The organism is Dawidia cretensis, from assembly GCF_018598175.1.
In the GTDB taxonomy this organism is placed as follows: domain Bacteria; phylum Bacteroidota; class Bacteroidia; order Cytophagales; family Cyclobacteriaceae; genus Ohtaekwangia; species Ohtaekwangia cretensis.
Genome location: NZ_JAHESE010000015.1, coordinates 77,528 through 94,047, shown reverse-complemented (window position 1 = coordinate 94,047; position 16,520 = coordinate 77,528). Strand labels below are relative to the sequence as shown.

Genomic DNA, 16,520 nt, shown 5'->3' with positions numbered 1-16,520 from the left:
GTTTTGAATGGTTATCTTTCAATATTTGTTAAATAACCTGTTAAATGTTGAACGTGCCCTGCAAAGGGCCGACAGCCGTATGCGATTGACACAAGAGTTTTATGAGCGCGACAACGTCGTCAAGATTGCGCGCGAGCTGCTGGGGAAAGTATTGTACACCCAACAGAACGGTATTCCCACCGCCGGGATGATTGTCGAGACCGAGGCCTATTCGTGGAAAGAGCGAGGTTGCCATGCATATGAGGGGAGAAAGACTGCCCGCAATGCCATTATGTTTGAAACCGGTGGAAGTGCGTATGTCTATTTGTGCTATGGCATGCACCATCTCTTTAATGTGACCACCAACCAAGCAGGCACAGCCGAGGCGGTTTTGGTGCGGGCTTTAGAGCCTACCGTCGGCTTGCCCGAGATGCAAATTCGCCGGGGGGCGCTGAAGAATCTTTTTCACCTGACCTCCGGCCCCGGCAAATTAACCAGAGCCATGGGCATTGATAGAAAGTTAAATGGAAAATCGTTGCTTGAGCACGAAGTTTGGTTGGAGGATAGTGGCGAAAGGATCACGCCGGCCCGGATCGAGGTCAGTCCCCGTATCGGGATCGACTATGCCGGCGAAGATGCCAGGCTCCCCTGGCGATTTACTATCAAAGGCAATCGCTGGGTGAGCAAGTGAGCCGCGAAATTTATATCTTTGAAATTAGTTAGTTTGTTCGGCATGAGAGTCTTTGTATTTTTTACCCTCCTTAGCATCGCAGTTCTTTCCACAGCGCAGCCGTTGGAAAGCGGAACACTTGAATTTCTCAATTCGCCCTACGACGAATTGAATCCGGTACTCGGTCCGGATGGGAAGACCCTCTATTTTACCATTGCCAACCACCCCAACAACACCGGCGGCCTGAAAGACCCCGGTGATATCTGGTACGCTGTTTTGAAAGACCACGCCTGGTCAGAACCTATACACGCGGGTCCGCTGCTGAACAACCGCGCCTTTAACGGTGTAGCCGGATTCGCGGAAGACGGCAACAGCGTGTACCTGTTGAGCCATTATGCTGCTGGCGGTGCCTCACCGCGCACCCAGGGCATTGCCCGGGCGCAGCGCACAGGGGCCGGCTGGGGGGAGCCTGTCAACATTACGATTCCGTATTTTCAGAATAAAGCCGGTGCCCTGTACGGCACGATGATGCCTGCCGGCGACGTGTTTGTCTTTTCCGCGGAGACCTATGGCACCCGTGGCGTGGAAGACCTGTACGTGACCCGCAAAGACATGTCCGGTAACTGGACGGAGCCGCGCAACCTCGGTTCCGTTATTAACACGCAGTTTCAAGAGCTATGCCCCGCGTTGAGCAGCGACGGCCGCACCTTGTACTTCTCAGCCAACGGTCGTAAAGGCCGCGGCAGCTTCGATATCTACAAGGCCACACGCCTGGACGACACCTGGACGAACTGGACCGAGCCCGAAAATCTCGGCGACATCAACACCGAAGGCCGCGACCTTTTCTATCGTCCATATGCCGTACAGGATCTGGCGCTGTTCACCAGCACCAAAAACAGCGATGGTTATGGTGACATTAAATTCCAGGGACGCAACGAACCACTGCAGCAGCCTGTCATCGTGAAGATCGACACTGCGACGGTCCCGACACTGGTCGGGGGGATCGATGACAACCATGTGCGCGTTTACGGCCGTGTAACGAATTCCAAAACAGGCGAGTCGATCCCGGCAAACATTACCTTTACGGTCAGTACGGCTACAAAAGAAGCAAAAGCATCTGAAGCTGCAGGTTATACGGTGCAGGTAGACGCCGCGCAGGAATATCAAGTGCGCATTGAAGCCGTCGGATACATCAGCACACTGGAAAAGCTGAACATTCGCACGTACGAAATGTCGGCGTTGGAGATGAACTTTAAACTGCAGCCGCTGGAAGTAGGAGCGACCGTAGCGTTGCGTAGTGTGTTGTTTGAGCAAGGCCGAACCAATCTGTTGTCGGGCTCGTCGTCGGAACTTGACATTATAGTAGGCTTTCTGAACGCTAACCCAAGCGTTAAGATCGAATTGGCCGGACACACCGATAATCGCGGGATACCCGCACAAAACGTGAAGCTTTCGCAGGCCCGTGTCGACAAAGTGCGTGATTATTTAATAGAGCATGGTATTAGTAAAAACCGCATTACCGGAAAAGGATATGGCGGCGCCATGCCCATTGCGAGCAATGATTCGGAGGAAACACGGCAGTTGAACAGACGTGTGGAATTCACTATTAAAAAAATGTAAACGCTCCGTTTGCTTTTTTCTCAAAATTTAACTTGATTAGGTATACCGTTAGGCGAATAAAACCATAGATACCTCCGTTGTTAAAGAAGTATAACTTACTGTGTTGCAGCTATTGTATCGAATGACGCACAGCGTTATAACGATTCGTAGGACAGGTATATCATCGCGCATATTATGCCAGTAATATAGTGAAGAGGTCCGTTCCGGGATCTCAGGAGCCCATCCGGGTGGTCTATCCTGTTTCAATACGCGTACATTCGCAGACGGCGGCCAAGAGGTTTCGGAAGCACAGACGTGTTCGTCCTGTGCACTGAGAACGACTGACAGTGTGGTATTTGGACTTGGATTGTTTAGCGACCAGGATGAAGCTTTATGTCGAAAAAAAAGTGATTGGCGGATTTATCATTACGGTATCGATTCTGATAAGCCTTGGTGTTTATGCCCACATCAACAACCGCGCGCTGCTTTCGGCGAGCCGGAAGGTGTCACACCTGGATGATGTGCTGTATCACCTCGAGCGCACCCTGGTACGGGCGGCGGATAGGGAGACCGGGGATAAGGTCACTATGGATAGCATCCGGCAAGTAGTAGCTTCTATGCAATATCAACAGACACAACAGCTCCATCAGCACGAAGCTGAAATGAGCCGGCGCATATGGCACACCGATGTGGCATTTATTTCCCTCCTGGGTACCACGGTCCTCATATTGGCGGCAGTGTTCGGGACACTCCAGGTGCACCTGGCCGGACGAACCCGTGCCGAAGAAAATGCCGGGCACCTGCACCGCGAGCTGGAAGCATTCACGTATTCGGTGTCACACGATCTACGTGCACCATTGCGGTCGATTCACGGTTATTCACAGATTTTACAGGACGAATATGGCGAAAAGCTTGACGCCAACGGCCGGCGTATAGCCAATACGGTCATGAAAAATGCGCAGAAAATGGGGCGACTCATTGACGATCTGCTCGACTTTTCGCATGTGGGCCGAAGCACACTGCACCCTGGAAAGGTAAATATGGCTGATCTTGTCAATGCTTTACTGGCCGACAACATCGATCGAAAAACGCACGAAACGCTGCGAGTTCACGTACACACACTGCCGCCGGTGGTGGCGGATATAGGCCTCATCCGGCAGGTGTGGACGAACCTGATTTCTAATGCTGTTAAATACAGCAGTAAGAAAGAATTTCCCCAAGTATGGATTAATGCTTTTGAGACAGGCACAGAGATCGTATATTCAGTCCGTGATAATGGCGTAGGATTTGATATGCAGTATGTACACAAGCTATTCGGTGTATTCCAACGGCTGCACAGGGATGATGAATTTGAGGGGACAGGCGTGGGGTTGGCATTGGTATATCGCATTGTAGCCCGTCATGGCGGGAGGGCCTGGGCCGAAGCGGTACCGGATCAAGGGGCTACTTTCTTTTTCGCTCTGCCGCGTACGGTAAACCCAAATGACCGATAACGTATATGGAATCAACCGCTGTAGAAATACTGCTTGTAGAAGACAACGCCGACGACGCGGAGCTCACCATTCGTGCGCTGCGTAAACACCACCTGGCCAACAACCTGCTCCATTTGCAGGATGGCCAAGAGGCTTTGAATTTTCTGTTCTCAGAAAAGCAAAGCAACATGCCGAAGCTTATTCTGCTCGACCTCAAGATGCCCAAGGTAGACGGCCTCGAGGTATTGCGAAAGATCAAAGCAGACCAAGCCAAACGGATCATACCCGTGGTCATGCTGACATCTTCCAAAGAAGAACGTGATATACTGGAAACCTATAAATTGGGAATCAACGCCTACATCGTGAAGCCTGTCGAATTCGACAAATTCGTACACGCTGTTTCCGAGATTGGTTTTTTCTGGATGATTCTCAACCAGGCACCAAATATAGAGATTTAAAAAACCGCTGTATGAAATCCGCTTTTAAAAGGGAACTGAAGATTTTAATGCTAGAAGACCTCCAGGACGACGTGGGATTGATCGAGCACGCGCTTTCGCGCGACGGTGTGCACTTTACGTCCATACAAGTCGATTCGCGCGACGAGTTTGTACAGGCCTTGCAGGCATTTTTGCCTGATGTGATCCTGTCCGATCATTCATTGCCTCAGTTCAACTCCATCGAAGCGCTCAAGATCTGTAAGGAGCACGGCTACAACGTACCGTTTATACTCGTGACCGGCACCGTGTCGGAAGAGTTTGCCGTGAGCTGTTTGAAGCAGGGGGCTGACGACTATGTGCTCAAGTCAAATCTCGCGCGCCTGTCGTCGGCTATCGCCAACTCCATGCGCCAACGGCAGGTGGAGACCCGTCGTCGCCAGGCCGAAACAGCCCTGCGTAAGCAGAATGAAGAGCTGACCAAGATTAACAAGGAGCTCGATAGCTTTGTCTACAGCGTGTCGCACAACCTGCGCGCGCCATTGATGTCGGTATTGGGCCTCGTACAGTTGGCCAAGATGGACGACGACAACCATCAAAAGCTCTTTCACGAATACTTCAACCGTATCGAGCACAGCATTTACAAGCTGGACGAGACGCTCAAAGAGATCCTGGATTATTCGCGCAATGCCCGCAGCGAGGTATGCATCGAACGTGTCAACCTGCGCGGCCTGATTGAAGAGACCTTCGACCGTATGCGTTACCTGTCGGGCTCAGAAGGCATGGACAAAGAGATCCAGGTAGAAGAAGACGTGCCACTGTTTTCGGACGCGCACCGGCTGATTGTGATTTTTAACAACCTGATATCAAACTCCATTAAATACCGCGCGGCAACCAAAGAGCGGCAGTTTATCCGCATAAACGTGCGGGTTACGCGCACCGATGCCTTTATTCATTTTGAAGACAACGGCATCGGTATTTCTCCCGAGCTGATTACCAAAATATTCGACATGTTCTTCCGCGCCACCGCCAAAAGTGAAGGGGCGGGGCTCGGGCTTTACATCGTAAAGGAGGCTATCGACAAGCTCGGCGGCGCGATCCAGGTACGATCGAATTTTGGTGAGGGAACAACCTTCGAGATCAGGCTTCCCAATAAGCAAGAGATCGTGCCGTTGATTACGACGCAGCAACAAGCGTCCTGATCGTTAGAATACATTCTTCGACAGGGCGTCTAAAACGTCCTGTTTGTAGTTCCGCCCGATCGGAAGACTGTGTTTGCCTATCTCGATCTCGGTAGCCGAGTACGCGTCGACGCGATCGACGTTGATGATAAACGACCGGTGTATACGCAGGAATGTTTCGCGGGGCAGGCTTTCTTCCAGGTAACTGATCTTTTGCTGGGTAATGATCTCCTTGTCGGGTGTGCGCACCTTTACATAGTCTTTGATACTCTCGATATAGAGTATATCGGCAATGCGCGTCTTGATCATCTTCTTGTCCACTTTAAAATAGACATAGCTGTCGCGTGGTTCGGCGGGGGGAGGTGGCGATGTCACCTGCGGTGACTGCACCTTGCCTACGGCCTTTAGAAAACGCTCAAACGAGATCGGCTTCAATAAATAGTCGGTTACTTCCAGGTCAAATCCTTCCAGGGCATATTCGCGAAATGCGGTTGTGAAGATGACCTTCGGTGGATTCTTTAAGGTCTTCAGGAAGTCAATGCCCGACAGGCGGGGCATTTGGATGTCCAGGAAGATGACATCGACCGTGTTCTCCTGTAAAAAGGTGAACGCAGCCAGGGCGTTGCGAAAGGTGCCGGCAATCTCTAAGTTGTCGAGCTTGGCGGCGTACGATTCAAGGATCTCGATCGCCAGGGGTTCGTCGTCAACGATGATGCATTTCATAACAGGTATAGCTAAGCCGCAAAATTTATTTTCTCCCGAAGAGACGCCGTGTCGTGTACCGTTAGCACCACCAGGAATGTAGCCGCCTCGTTGGCAATCTTCAAGGTATAGCGGTCGGGGAACAACAAGTCCAGGCGTCGGGTTACGTTTTGTATGCCGATGCCTTCCTTACGGCCATGACCGTTTTCGGCCTTGCTGTTCTCGACCTTTACAATGATCGTTGCGGGCTGCACGTCAATGCGGATCTTTACCCACGACTGTACCAGCGATTCGCTTGCGCCGTGCTTGAAGCAGTTCTCTACAAACGGTAGTATGATCAGCGGTGCAATGGCACGCTCCTGGATGTCGCCCGTCACCTGCAAGTCCACGTCGAGCTTGTCGCCGTAGCGCATCTTTTCGATGTCGATATAGTTTTGAATAAACTTAATCTCTTTCTCCAATGAGACGGCATCGCCCGAGCATTCGTAAAGCATATAGTCGATTAGCTCGGAAAGCTTGAGTACCATGTCGGGGGCGCGTTCCGATTTCTTCAGCGTGAGCGCATAGAGATTGTTGAGCGTATTGAACAGGAAGTGCGGATGGATCTGTGTCTTCAGGAACTTCAACTCGGCTTGCAGCTTTTCCTCTTTCAATATCTGCTGTGCCTTTTGGTTGGTGTACCAATGCTTCAGCAGCTTGATGGTGACCGCAGTGAATGTAATCGGGTAGATGCCGACGACCATCTTAATGATCTTCCCGAAATGGACAAAGGGATCGTTCAGCCCCTGGGGGTAGTACATGGGATAATGTAGTTCGTACGCGATATAGCGCTGCCATAGCCCGACCAGTAAGGAGGATGTCACGAACCACAGGATGAACATGCCGTAGCGGCCGGTCAGCAGGAAGCGGGGCAGGAGGAAGTAGAGCGTAAAGTATGTGAAGACGAGCTTGCCGGGCAGATACATGAGCTCTTCCGAGAACGTCTGGCGATACTTGTCTTCGAAGCTGCCGTACAGTGTGCCATAAAAGACAAGATGTACGAGCCAGAATACGACATGCTGGAAGGCCCTGTTTTTAAAGATACCTGGTACGCGGTTTTTCAACGTTCTTCAGAAGTTAATCCAGTAAAGGTAACACGGGCGCCGATGAAATGCACGGGCCGTCGGTGGCAGGCTTGCTGCACCCATCCGAAAACCCATACCGCCCCCTGAAATAACGGTGTGTTAGAAGCCCACCGCGGCATCGTCGCCGCGCGGGTCGGCGCCGCCTTCCAGTGTGCTGTCTGGCCGCACCAAAATGGCGTCGACGCGGCAGAACGCGCGGTAGCCTTCAAAAGCATGGCCCATTTCCGTCAGTGTCAGGCTGTCGTCGCGCGAGAAGGCCCCGCATTCAAACGCGATAGTGTCGGGCAGCCACTGGTGATGCACACGTTTGGCGGCGACGGCTTCCTGCATGGTCATGTGATGATCCAATACATTCACGATCGTTTGGAACACGGCGGTGATGATCATTGAGCCTCCGGGCGTGCCGACGACCATCACCAGCCGGCCGTTCTTTTCAATGATGGTGGGTGTCATCGAGCTCAACATGCGTTTGCCGGGTTCGATCTTGTTGGCTTCGCCGCCAACCACGCCATACATGTTGGGTGAACCGGGCTTGGCGCTGAAGTCGTCCATCTCGTCGTTCAGGAAAAAGCCCGAGCCGGCTACGATCACTTTCGATCCGTAGGAGTCGTTGAGCGTTGTCGTAACCGCTACGGCGTTGCCTTCGGGATCTACGATCGACAGGTGCGTCGTCTGCGATGACTCGTGCATTGCCAGAGCACCTTCTTTGATCGTGTTACTCGGGGTGGCTTTGCGCGGGTCAAAGGTCTTCATGCGCTCGTCGGTATAGAGTGCGCTCGTCAATGCGCGTACGGGCACGCGGTAGAAATCGGGGTCGCCCAGGTAGGCTGCGCGGTCGGCATATACGCGGCGCTCCGCTTCTGTCATGAGGTGAATGGCTTTGGCCGAGTTCCAGCCCCAGTCGCCGATGGGGTAAGACTCTACCGAGCGCAGTAGTTGAAGCAACGCAATGCCGCCACTGGAAGGCGGCGCCATCGAGATGACCTTGTAGCCTTTATACTGGCCGATGATCGGGTCGCGCCAGATGGCTTTGTAAGCCTTCAGGTCGTCGTGGGTAATGAGTCCGTGACCGCGTTTCATTTCGGCGACGATGTCATCGGCTGTTTTGCCTTCGTAGAAGCCAGCCTGCCCGTGATCGCGTATGCGCTCCAGGGTGTGGCCCAGGTCTTCCCAGCGGATAGTATCGCCGGCTTGCCAAGCCTCGCGTATCAGGAAGGAGGGAGGCACTGAATTCAGCAGGATGAGCTGCTCTTGCAAGGCGTTCAGCCCCCGGGCCTCGCGCTTCGTCATGACAAAGCCGTTTAGCGCCAGGTCGATGGCGGGCTGTACGAGGTCCTTCCACGGCAGACGTCCGTATTTAGCATGTGCTTCTACGAGGCCGGCAACCGATCCCGGTACACCGCTCGATAAATGGCCTTCGGAACTCAGGGTGTCGACCGCATTGCCGACGCTGTCCAGGTACATATCGCGTGTCGCGGCGAGGGGCGCTTTTTCGCGGTAGTCCAGGGTGGCGAGGTTGCCGTTTGCCTGGCGTAATACCATAAAGCCACCGCCGCCAATATTGCCTGCGTTGGGATATACTACGGCCAGGGCCAGTTGTGTTGCTACCGCAGCATCGACCGCGTTGCCCCCACGCCGCAGGATGGCGACACCGATCTGCGACGCTAACGGGTGCGCCGACACGACCATGGCCGAGTCCGCCAGGACGCCGGTAACGCGCTCTCGTACGCTGTGTTGCTGACAGGCAACTGTACTTATGGCAAGTAAAAGCAGATAAAGGCGTTTCGGCATGCGGACATTGGTTAAGTCAGGTTAAAAGTATTACTTCCCACGCTGTTTAGAAAGTGACAAGACCAAAACCATGAGCCTGAGAAAAGAAAAGGCCGCGCGCCTGAAAGTGCAAGTGCTGGAAACTACCCTCAAGTTAATTGGGAGAAAGTCGTTCGAAGATTTATATGTCGACGACATCTGTGACAAAGTAAAGATCTCCAAGGTCACATTGTTCAAGTACTTCCCACAGAAGGAAGATATCCTGCTATACTATTTTCGCGCGTGGTGCCTGGCACGTTCAGTCGAATTTGCACTCAAGCCCCGCGAAGGCCTGCAAGGAATATACTATTTATTCGATCGTCTCAGCGACGAGTTCGAAGAGCACCCCGGGTTGTTGTTAAGCCTGGCCGGTTATCTGGCCGACTTAAATCGTTCGCCCAAACCATTTCCTATCAAGCCGGAAGAGAAGCGCATGTTTCATCCATCGATTGATGGTATAATCAATATCGAGATCATGTCGATCGATCAGATGCTCGAGAAGTGCATACTGGAAGCGATCTTCCGTAAGGAGATTACCAAGACGATCTCGACCCGTGATATTACCAACCTGATCAACGCCGTATTTGTCGGCGGCGTGGTGACGGCGCATGTAAATCAACTGAATCCTCCGAAGAACTATTTCCGGAAGAACATCGACCTTGTCGTCAAGGGATTGGGATAAGCGGGCGATGACGTCAGTTTCGCACCCGCAATTTCTTTATGCGCGGTGTATGGCGGTCTTTCTTACGATCGTACCAGCGGTGGTGGTATTTCGGTTTCACAGTGGTGATGGTTGTGCCTTTTTTGCTGCAGGCGGGAAGGAGCAAGGCAATCAGAATCAAATAAAACAGTGGTCTTCTCATGCGGCAGAGGCCCTAAAATTAACATTTTTTGTTTTCAAGATTGTTCTAGGGTAAAACGGTTCCATAATTTTTCCCGTATACGTACCTTTAAGGATATTTCGCCCTCCCTATGAAAAAGTCCCTATCGGTTCTCGCCGCCTGGCTATTGCTGTGGCCCCTGGCGTTTGCGCAAGATGCTGCCACATACGACGAAGGTATCGCAAAATTCAGGTCCGCCAACTATGCCGGCGTAATCGACCTCTTCTCCGGCGCTATTGCGAACCCCGAACGGAACAAGCGCTACGACGAAGACTTGTATTTCTACCGTGGTCAATCCTATTATTTCACCAACGAACCCGACAAGGCCCTGGCCGACCTGGATAAGTGTCTGGAACTGAATCACTACAACAAAGGGCAGGTCCATTGGTTTAAAGCCCGTTGTTACGACAAGCAGGGCAAACCTGCCGAAGCCGAATATCAGGAGGCCCTCACCAGCGCCGAGCGCAACAGAAAGCTTACCGCCCAGATTCTGGCCGACCGCGCACAGTACTACAGCCGTCACGGCAACCGCGAGGCTGCGAACAAAGACCTGGCCACCGCCAAAGAGCTCGACCCATCGCAAACCGCCGTGGTTCGCAACGAGCCTGCCGGCAACATGACCGAGAAAAAGACGACTCAGGTAATCGTCAAAAAGAATACAAACGCGTCTACCCAGACACCTGCCAGGAAGCAACCGGCCACCACTCAAGTGGCAAATACCCAAGTTGTTACAACGCCCCCGGTAGAGCCTGCATCGCAGCCGGCTGAGGAAACATCGTCCAGCGCCAGCCTGGTGGCTTCGCTGGCGGCGGCGTACAAGGATGAAAAACGTTATGCCCTGGTGATCGGCAACGGCACATATCCCAAAACCATAGGTACGTTGAAAAACCCGGTGAACGATGCGACGGATGTAACAACCGAGCTTCGCAAATCCAATTTCGAAGTGCAGCTGCTGACCAATGCCACCTATGTGCAGATGCGGGAGGCGATGCGCAAGTTTCAGCAGAACCTGGCGAACGGTCCAAAAGACCAAACGGTGGGGCTATTTTATTACGCGGGCCACGGCGTGCAGTTCCAGGACGAAAATTACCTGGTGCCGATCGACGCCAACGTGGAGTTTGATGACGACATCGTGCGCATGTGTTTTCCGGTGCAAAAAATGGTGCTGGCCAACATGGAGCAGACCAATTCACGCATGAACATTGTGATTCTCGATGCTTGCCGCAACAACCCCTTCCCGGCCACGACCCGGTCCATCGGCGGTGGTCTGGGCGAGATGAAACGTGCCCGCGGGTCATTCATTGCCTACGCCACAGCCCCCGGCTCCGTCGCCGCCGACGGTGGTGGCCGCAACGGGCTCTACACGCAGGAGCTACTGAAAGCAATACGCAAACAGGGCCTCACCATCGAGCAGGTATTCAAGGAAGTGCGGATGAACGTGCTGCGCCTGTCGGGCGACCGGCAATTCACCTGGGATAGCTCGAACATCATCGGAGAGTTCTACTTCAAGATCCCGCAATAACATTACCCGGCTCCATGAACATGGGGGACGGCTCGGTCGTCACCCGGGATATATTATATTTCCAGTGCTGTATTCCCCTCTATATGAAAACATCTATACGTCTGGCAGTCTCCCTTATTTTTATTGCAGGTGTCGTATTTCAGGCAGCGGCGCAGGACGAAGGCGTCATTACCAAGAAAGAACGCATCGGACGCAGTAAGGGCATCTTTATTGATATCGGTCCATCGTGGACGCTCGGCAAGAACATCGGCGACTATAAAGCCGGGGCGAACTTTGAAATCGGCTATCAGAAACGGTTGAATCGTGTGTTATCTATCGGGCCGTCGTTGTCGTTTCTGCAGTTTGACTATGATCCGGGCGAGACCGGTATAAACAATGCCTTTATCGGCGGGCCATTCAATAATGGCAATGGTCCATTCTATGAAGGGATCTATTACGAGCTGGAAGGTGGAGATTTGAGCCTGGTATCACTGTCTATGAACATAAAGCTCAACCTAATACCCGTGCGCGATAATTCGGTGGTGTCGGCGTATGTCTTTGCCAAACCGTTTATTTCGTACGTCACACGAACCGAAGTTACCGGCACGATGAACCTTCTGTTCAACTACGGAGACCTGGAAGATGAAACGCAATGGCAGGATGATGGAACCTTCGACCGAGTGGCCGGCGAGCCCCTCGACGAGCCCTTCGACGATTACACGGTCTCGGATGAGCTGAAGGAACAGGACCAGGTCACCGGCGGGATCTTTATAGGACCCGGGCTGGAGTTCTTTCCTGCACGCAAGTTTACCGGGTTTGTACAAGTGTCGATCGGCTACACGTTCCCCGTCTCGTTTGTCAGCACCGAATCGTATAGTGATGATCAATACTTCGGCAACGACTTTAACGGCTTTATGGAAAAAATGCAAAAGTACCCGATCACGAAAGAAGGCTTCCCGTCGGTAAACCTTCAGTTCGGCGTTTCGTTTAATTTCTAGCACCCACGCCTGACTTCGAAGAACGTACAGTGTCATGAGCATGTCTAAATACTTTTTTCGTGTTGTATGGTTCATATGCCTGTTGCCTCTCGGCGTCAGCGCACAGTTTAAGTACTATGAGAAAGGCTACGACCAATACGCGGCGGGCAAGTACTCCGCAGCCATCGAAAGCTTTTCGTTGTACCTCACCAAGAACACCCGCGACAAAGCCCTCGACCCGGAGGTGTTTTACCTTCGCGCATTGGCTTATTACAAAACGAACGACTTCGCGCACGCCATCCCCGACTTTGAAGAGACCATCCTGCGCGACCACGCCAACAAAGGCAACATCTATTGGTTTAAAGCCAAGGCCCATGACAAGCTGGGCGCCACATCAGACGCTATAGACGCGTATAGCGCCGCGTTGCGTTTGCTCGGCGAGCAGCCGGATGCCAAAGCTAAGCTGCTCTATGAGCGCAGCCAGCTGTATGTGCGCGCCGGGCAGTTGCCCAAGGCGTATGTAGACCTGAAAGAAGGCAGCCTGGTGGCACCGGGCAATACCGACATTCGGCGCGAGCTCGACAAGCTGGAGAAGCAAGGAGTGGCCTCGCGTGGCAGCAGCAATACACCAGAAGCCAATACGGCTACCACGACCAACAATGCTACAACAGCCATAACCAAGAATACCAAGCCCACAAGCAAACAGCCGCAGCATCGCACGGAGGCAAACACACCGGCTATACGCAAGGACACTGCCCCCGCGAAAAAGGAACCGGAGACAACGCCCGTGGCAGCCACCACGCAACCCGTTGTACCTGCACAGCCCAGCCTGGCGGATGAGTACAGGAACGAGAGGCGGTATGCGCTTGTCATTGGCAACAGTGCATATCCCAAGACTGTGGGGGTGTTAAAGAATCCAGTGAACGACGCCAGTGACATGGCGAAGGAGCTCCAGGCATCCAACTTCGATGTAACCTTGCTAACCAACGCCACCTATGGCCAGATTCGGGCGGCGTTGCTTCGATTCAAAGACAAGATTGATGCGGGGGACAAAGACAATACCGTTGCCTTGTTTTACTTCGCCGGCCACGGCGTGCGCCACGAAGAGGAAAATTATCTGGTGCCCGTCGATGCCAGTGTGGAGTTTGAAGATGACATTGCCCGGTATTGCTTTCCGACACAGCGCATGGTCCTGGGCAACATGGAGCGCTCGAACGCTCGCATGAACATCGTCATACTCGACGCCTGTCGGAACAACCCGTTCCCGGCCGTGAACCGATCCCTATCGGGCGGGCTAGGGGAGATGCGCCGGGCGCGCGGCTCTTTCATTGCCTATGCCACTGCCCCCGGCTCCGTAGCAGCCGACGGCGGAGGTCGTAACGGTCTCTACACGCAGGAGTTACTCAAAGCCATGCGCAAGCCGGGGCTGACCATCGAGCAGGTATTCAAAGAGGTACGGGCCAACGTACTGAAACTTTCGGCCAACAAACAGAACACCTGGGACAGCTCGAACATCGTTGGCGAGTTCTATTTCAAATTCAACTAGCCGCAGCGGCGTCGGGCATCGCAAAAAAATGTTTTCTGAATATTTGGAGAACATAACGTCCGCGCTATATTTGCACTCCCTTTCGACGGAATATCGTTCGAAAAGGGTGAAACGGACCGGTAGTTCAGCTGGTTAGAATGCCGCCCTGTCACGGCGGAGGTCGCGGGTTCGAGTCCCGTCCGGTCCGCATCTTCATTATCAAATTATTCAATGGCCTGCAAATCGTAATGAATTGCAGGCTTTTTGTTTTACTACGTTCAGGTAATTCATCTAAACTCAACCCTGTTTGAGTGAAATCGGTGAGTTGTTTGGAAAGGCTACCCGACTTTCAAGTGGGCACGGCAGGCAAGTTTCAGGGATTGGAGGTCACAGTTCACTCGATAGGCAACGTTGAAAAACTCGGCGACGAAATTATCTCAGTTTGAAGTTCGCCGGAATTTCAGGGGAGAAAGTTTTGTCTTAAGCTTGAAAAACTTGCTGAACGATTGCGGGTGTTCAAAGCCTAGCTGGTAGGCAATTTCGGCTACGGTCAACTGACTAGTTGACAATTTATATTTGGCTCTTTCTATGAGTTTTTGATGGATATGTTGTTGTGCGTTCAGTCCTGTTAAAGAACGCAACATATCACTCAGATAGCTTGGCGTAAGCTTGAGTTGCTCGGCAAGGAAGGCTACAGTCGGAATGCCGCCTGACTTAATTGTCTGCTCGGTATTAAAGTAAGAATTAAGAATTTCTTCGAGTTTTCGCAATAGGTCATTACCTACCTCTTGCCGGGTTGTAAATTGGCGTTTATAAAACCGGTTTGAATAATTGAGCAACAACTCGATTTGGGAAATAATTACATCCTGACTGAAGTCGTCTTTGTTATTGTTGAGTTCATGCTCAATAATTTTATATACTGACATAATAACATTCCTTTCGCTTGCCGAGAGGTATAACGCTTCATTAGCGGAATATGAGAAGAACCCATAAAGCTTGATTTTTTTTGATAATGGATAAGGCAGCAGGAAATCGGAGTGAATGAGCAAGGAGAAGCAAGAATGATCTTTTGTCCTGTCATGATCGCCTACGAATTGGTTTGGAGAAACAAAGAACATGCCTCCATCATTGAAATCATAGAAATGTTGACCGTATTTAAAGCTCCCACGAAAATTCACTTTATAAGAGATTTTATAAAAATTAAGCACATGCGGATTGGGCAAGTTCTCAAGCGGAACGTGAGCATCAACATTATTTATCAAGGTTATCAAGGGATGCAATGGTGCAGGCAGGCCTAACACCTCATGCAGGTCGGACAGTGAACCAAATTTGTGTGTCATGATCTCCATTTTACTCATTGCATCCCAATTAAACTATATTACTTGCAGTCAATCCGCCCTTTCGTTCCGCCGTTTACTTCTTTCTTCAGATCTTCCCAGCTCGAATCGTTTGAATAGAGCGTACTACGAAGATACGCAAGAATGGATTCTCTAACGAAGGCAACACGTTCTGGATTTTCATCGGAAGTTTCCGCTACGTCGTAGCCCGAAATTCCACCAAGCATGTGCTCTGCGCCAAAGATGGTAAACATACATTTAGGACCTTTGCTGAACGTGTATGGATCAGCGCGCCAATCATCACGATCTGAGAAATTTGGATTCTTGTCCTTATCACCGGCAACCACCAACGCTGGCAATGTCATCGTTGCAAGGTCATTATTCTTAAGCACAGGATAGTGTTCTGATGCGAATGCAGCCAGGTCTGACCCCTTACCTGGAGCGGCTAATATTACTCTAGCCTTGAATCTTGGTTCAGGTAGATGCACTTTCTCACCACTTAATGGATCTGTTACTGTCATGCCAGAGAGCATACACAATGTATGACCTCCCATTGAATGTCCCATGGCTGCGATTCGTGTCTTGTCGATGCGACTGCTCAATCCGGGAACCGCAGCGGCGATGTGATCAAGATGATCGACAATGAAGTGCATATCCTGTGCGCGTGATTTCCAGAACAATGGCCCTTCAGGTCCATTCAGATTAAGATTCAACGTTTTTGAGTTTTGGTGTGTAGGCTGAATGACAACAAATCCTTGGGCGGCATAAAACTCAATCAGTGGATTATAGCCCTTCAGTGAAGATAGGAAGGTTGAGGGACCATGACCGTGTGAGAAAACCAAGATCGGCAGATTGTTGCCTGTAGCAGGCGCAGATATTTTCATTTCGAGATCTACCTGACGGCCTGGAACGGGAATGACTACCGGTGTGTAGGTAATGAACGGAACATCTTTTTTAACATGCTTCATAGGGTTTGATTCGTTTTTTTGTTTGTTGTTTTCTGGGTTTTGTTCAATGGCGTTTTCATGATTAAACGTTGATGCTGAGTTGGCAAGTGGTGCGATCATGCTGATCCCCGCGATCGTGGCAACATTTTTCAAGAACGTCCGCCTTTTGTGTGGAGGTGTTTCGTCAGTAGACATCTATTTTATTTGGTAATTCCTGTTAGGTGGAGCAAATATCATTAACAGCCGTTTTTAAAAAGTAGCCTAAATAGTGGATTACGTAGCCTAACCAATGAAATTGTTTTCGGTAGACTGTAAGGTGGATTTAGCTGAGAGATTATGTCAACATCCCGTGGTGTAATTGGCAATTAGCAATGCACAAATT

Annotated in this window: 15 protein-coding genes and 1 tRNA gene; 10 read left to right on the top strand and 6 right to left on the bottom strand. The window is 51.5% G+C overall.

What is annotated here, in order from left to right:
- The first annotated feature begins 7 nt into the window (after positions 1–7).
- The 5 genes from KK062_RS15670 (at position 8) to KK062_RS15650 (ending at position 5,356) form a co-directional block, all read left to right on the top strand.
- Positions 8–670: a DNA-3-methyladenine glycosylase gene (locus KK062_RS15670; protein ID WP_254085263.1), complete on the top strand. Its 663-nt coding sequence runs from the start codon at positions 8–10 to the stop codon at positions 668–670.
- Between the two features lie 42 nt (positions 671–712).
- Entirely contained in the window at positions 713–2,269 is a 1,557-nt protein-coding gene (locus KK062_RS15665; protein WP_254085262.1) for an OmpA family protein, read from the top strand.
- 362 nt (positions 2,270–2,631) lie between these two features.
- Positions 2,632–3,741 (top strand): sensor histidine kinase, encoded by a 1,110-nt coding sequence (locus tag KK062_RS15660; protein WP_254085261.1) that lies wholly within the window; start codon positions 2,632–2,634, stop codon positions 3,739–3,741.
- Between the two features lie 5 nt (positions 3,742–3,746).
- Positions 3,747–4,178 (top strand): response regulator, encoded by a 432-nt coding sequence (locus tag KK062_RS15655; RefSeq protein ID WP_254085260.1) that lies wholly within the window; start codon positions 3,747–3,749, stop codon positions 4,176–4,178.
- A gap of 11 nt (positions 4,179–4,189) precedes the next feature.
- Positions 4,190–5,356: an ATP-binding response regulator gene (locus KK062_RS15650; RefSeq protein WP_254085259.1), complete on the top strand. Its 1,167-nt coding sequence runs from the start codon at positions 4,190–4,192 to the stop codon at positions 5,354–5,356.
- Between the two features lie 3 nt (positions 5,357–5,359).
- Here the strand turns inward: KK062_RS15650 and KK062_RS15645 are convergent, their stop codons facing one another.
- The 3 genes from KK062_RS15645 to ggt form a co-directional block, all read right to left on the bottom strand.
- The gene (locus tag KK062_RS15645) at positions 5,360–6,058 is read right to left on the bottom strand and encodes a LytR/AlgR family response regulator transcription factor (protein WP_254085258.1); all 699 of its coding nucleotides are present in this window, start codon (positions 6,056–6,058) and stop codon (positions 5,360–5,362) included.
- Between the two features lie 11 nt (positions 6,059–6,069).
- Complete coding sequence (locus KK062_RS15640) at positions 6,070–7,140, bottom strand: sensor histidine kinase (RefSeq protein ID WP_254085257.1); 1,071 nt, start codon at positions 7,138–7,140, stop codon at positions 6,070–6,072.
- A 120-nt stretch (positions 7,141–7,260) separates the two neighbouring features.
- Positions 7,261–8,952 (bottom strand): gamma-glutamyltransferase, encoded by a 1,692-nt coding sequence (gene ggt, locus KK062_RS15635; protein ID WP_254085256.1) that lies wholly within the window; start codon positions 8,950–8,952, stop codon positions 7,261–7,263.
- A gap of 70 nt (positions 8,953–9,022) precedes the next feature.
- On the opposite strand from ggt, the gene KK062_RS15630 reads away from it, so the two are divergent.
- Positions 9,023–9,652, top strand: coding sequence for a TetR/AcrR family transcriptional regulator (locus tag KK062_RS15630; protein ID WP_254085255.1), 630 nt, complete (start codon positions 9,023–9,025; stop codon positions 9,650–9,652).
- A gap of 13 nt (positions 9,653–9,665) precedes the next feature.
- Here the strand turns inward: KK062_RS15630 and KK062_RS15625 are convergent, their stop codons facing one another.
- Positions 9,666–9,833 (bottom strand): hypothetical protein, encoded by a 168-nt coding sequence (locus KK062_RS15625; RefSeq protein WP_254085254.1) that lies wholly within the window; start codon positions 9,831–9,833, stop codon positions 9,666–9,668.
- Between the two features lie 109 nt (positions 9,834–9,942).
- Here KK062_RS15625 and KK062_RS15620 point away from each other — a divergent pair, with 109 nt between their 5' ends.
- From KK062_RS15620 to KK062_RS15605, 4 genes are all read left to right on the top strand, one after another.
- On the top strand, positions 9,943–11,373 hold the full coding sequence (locus KK062_RS15620; protein ID WP_254085253.1) for a caspase family protein: 1,431 nt from the start codon (positions 9,943–9,945) through the stop codon (positions 11,371–11,373).
- A gap of 83 nt (positions 11,374–11,456) precedes the next feature.
- Positions 11,457–12,350, top strand: coding sequence for a hypothetical protein (locus KK062_RS15615; protein WP_254085252.1), 894 nt, complete (start codon positions 11,457–11,459; stop codon positions 12,348–12,350).
- Between the two features lie 34 nt (positions 12,351–12,384).
- Positions 12,385–13,875 (top strand): caspase family protein, encoded by a 1,491-nt coding sequence (locus KK062_RS15610; protein ID WP_254085251.1) that lies wholly within the window; start codon positions 12,385–12,387, stop codon positions 13,873–13,875.
- A 113-nt stretch (positions 13,876–13,988) separates the two neighbouring features.
- Positions 13,989–14,062 (top strand) — tRNA-Asp (locus KK062_RS15605).
- Positions 14,063–14,291: 229 nt separating this feature from the next.
- Here KK062_RS15605 and KK062_RS15600 read toward each other — a convergent pair.
- Both KK062_RS15600 and KK062_RS15595 read right to left on the bottom strand, forming a co-directional pair.
- Positions 14,292–15,194 (bottom strand): helix-turn-helix domain-containing protein, encoded by a 903-nt coding sequence (locus KK062_RS15600; RefSeq protein WP_254085250.1) that lies wholly within the window; start codon positions 15,192–15,194, stop codon positions 14,292–14,294.
- A 38-nt stretch (positions 15,195–15,232) separates the two neighbouring features.
- Positions 15,233–16,333, bottom strand: coding sequence for an alpha/beta hydrolase family protein (locus KK062_RS15595; RefSeq protein ID WP_254085249.1), 1,101 nt, complete (start codon positions 16,331–16,333; stop codon positions 15,233–15,235).
- Positions 16,334–16,520: the final 187 nt, after the last annotated feature.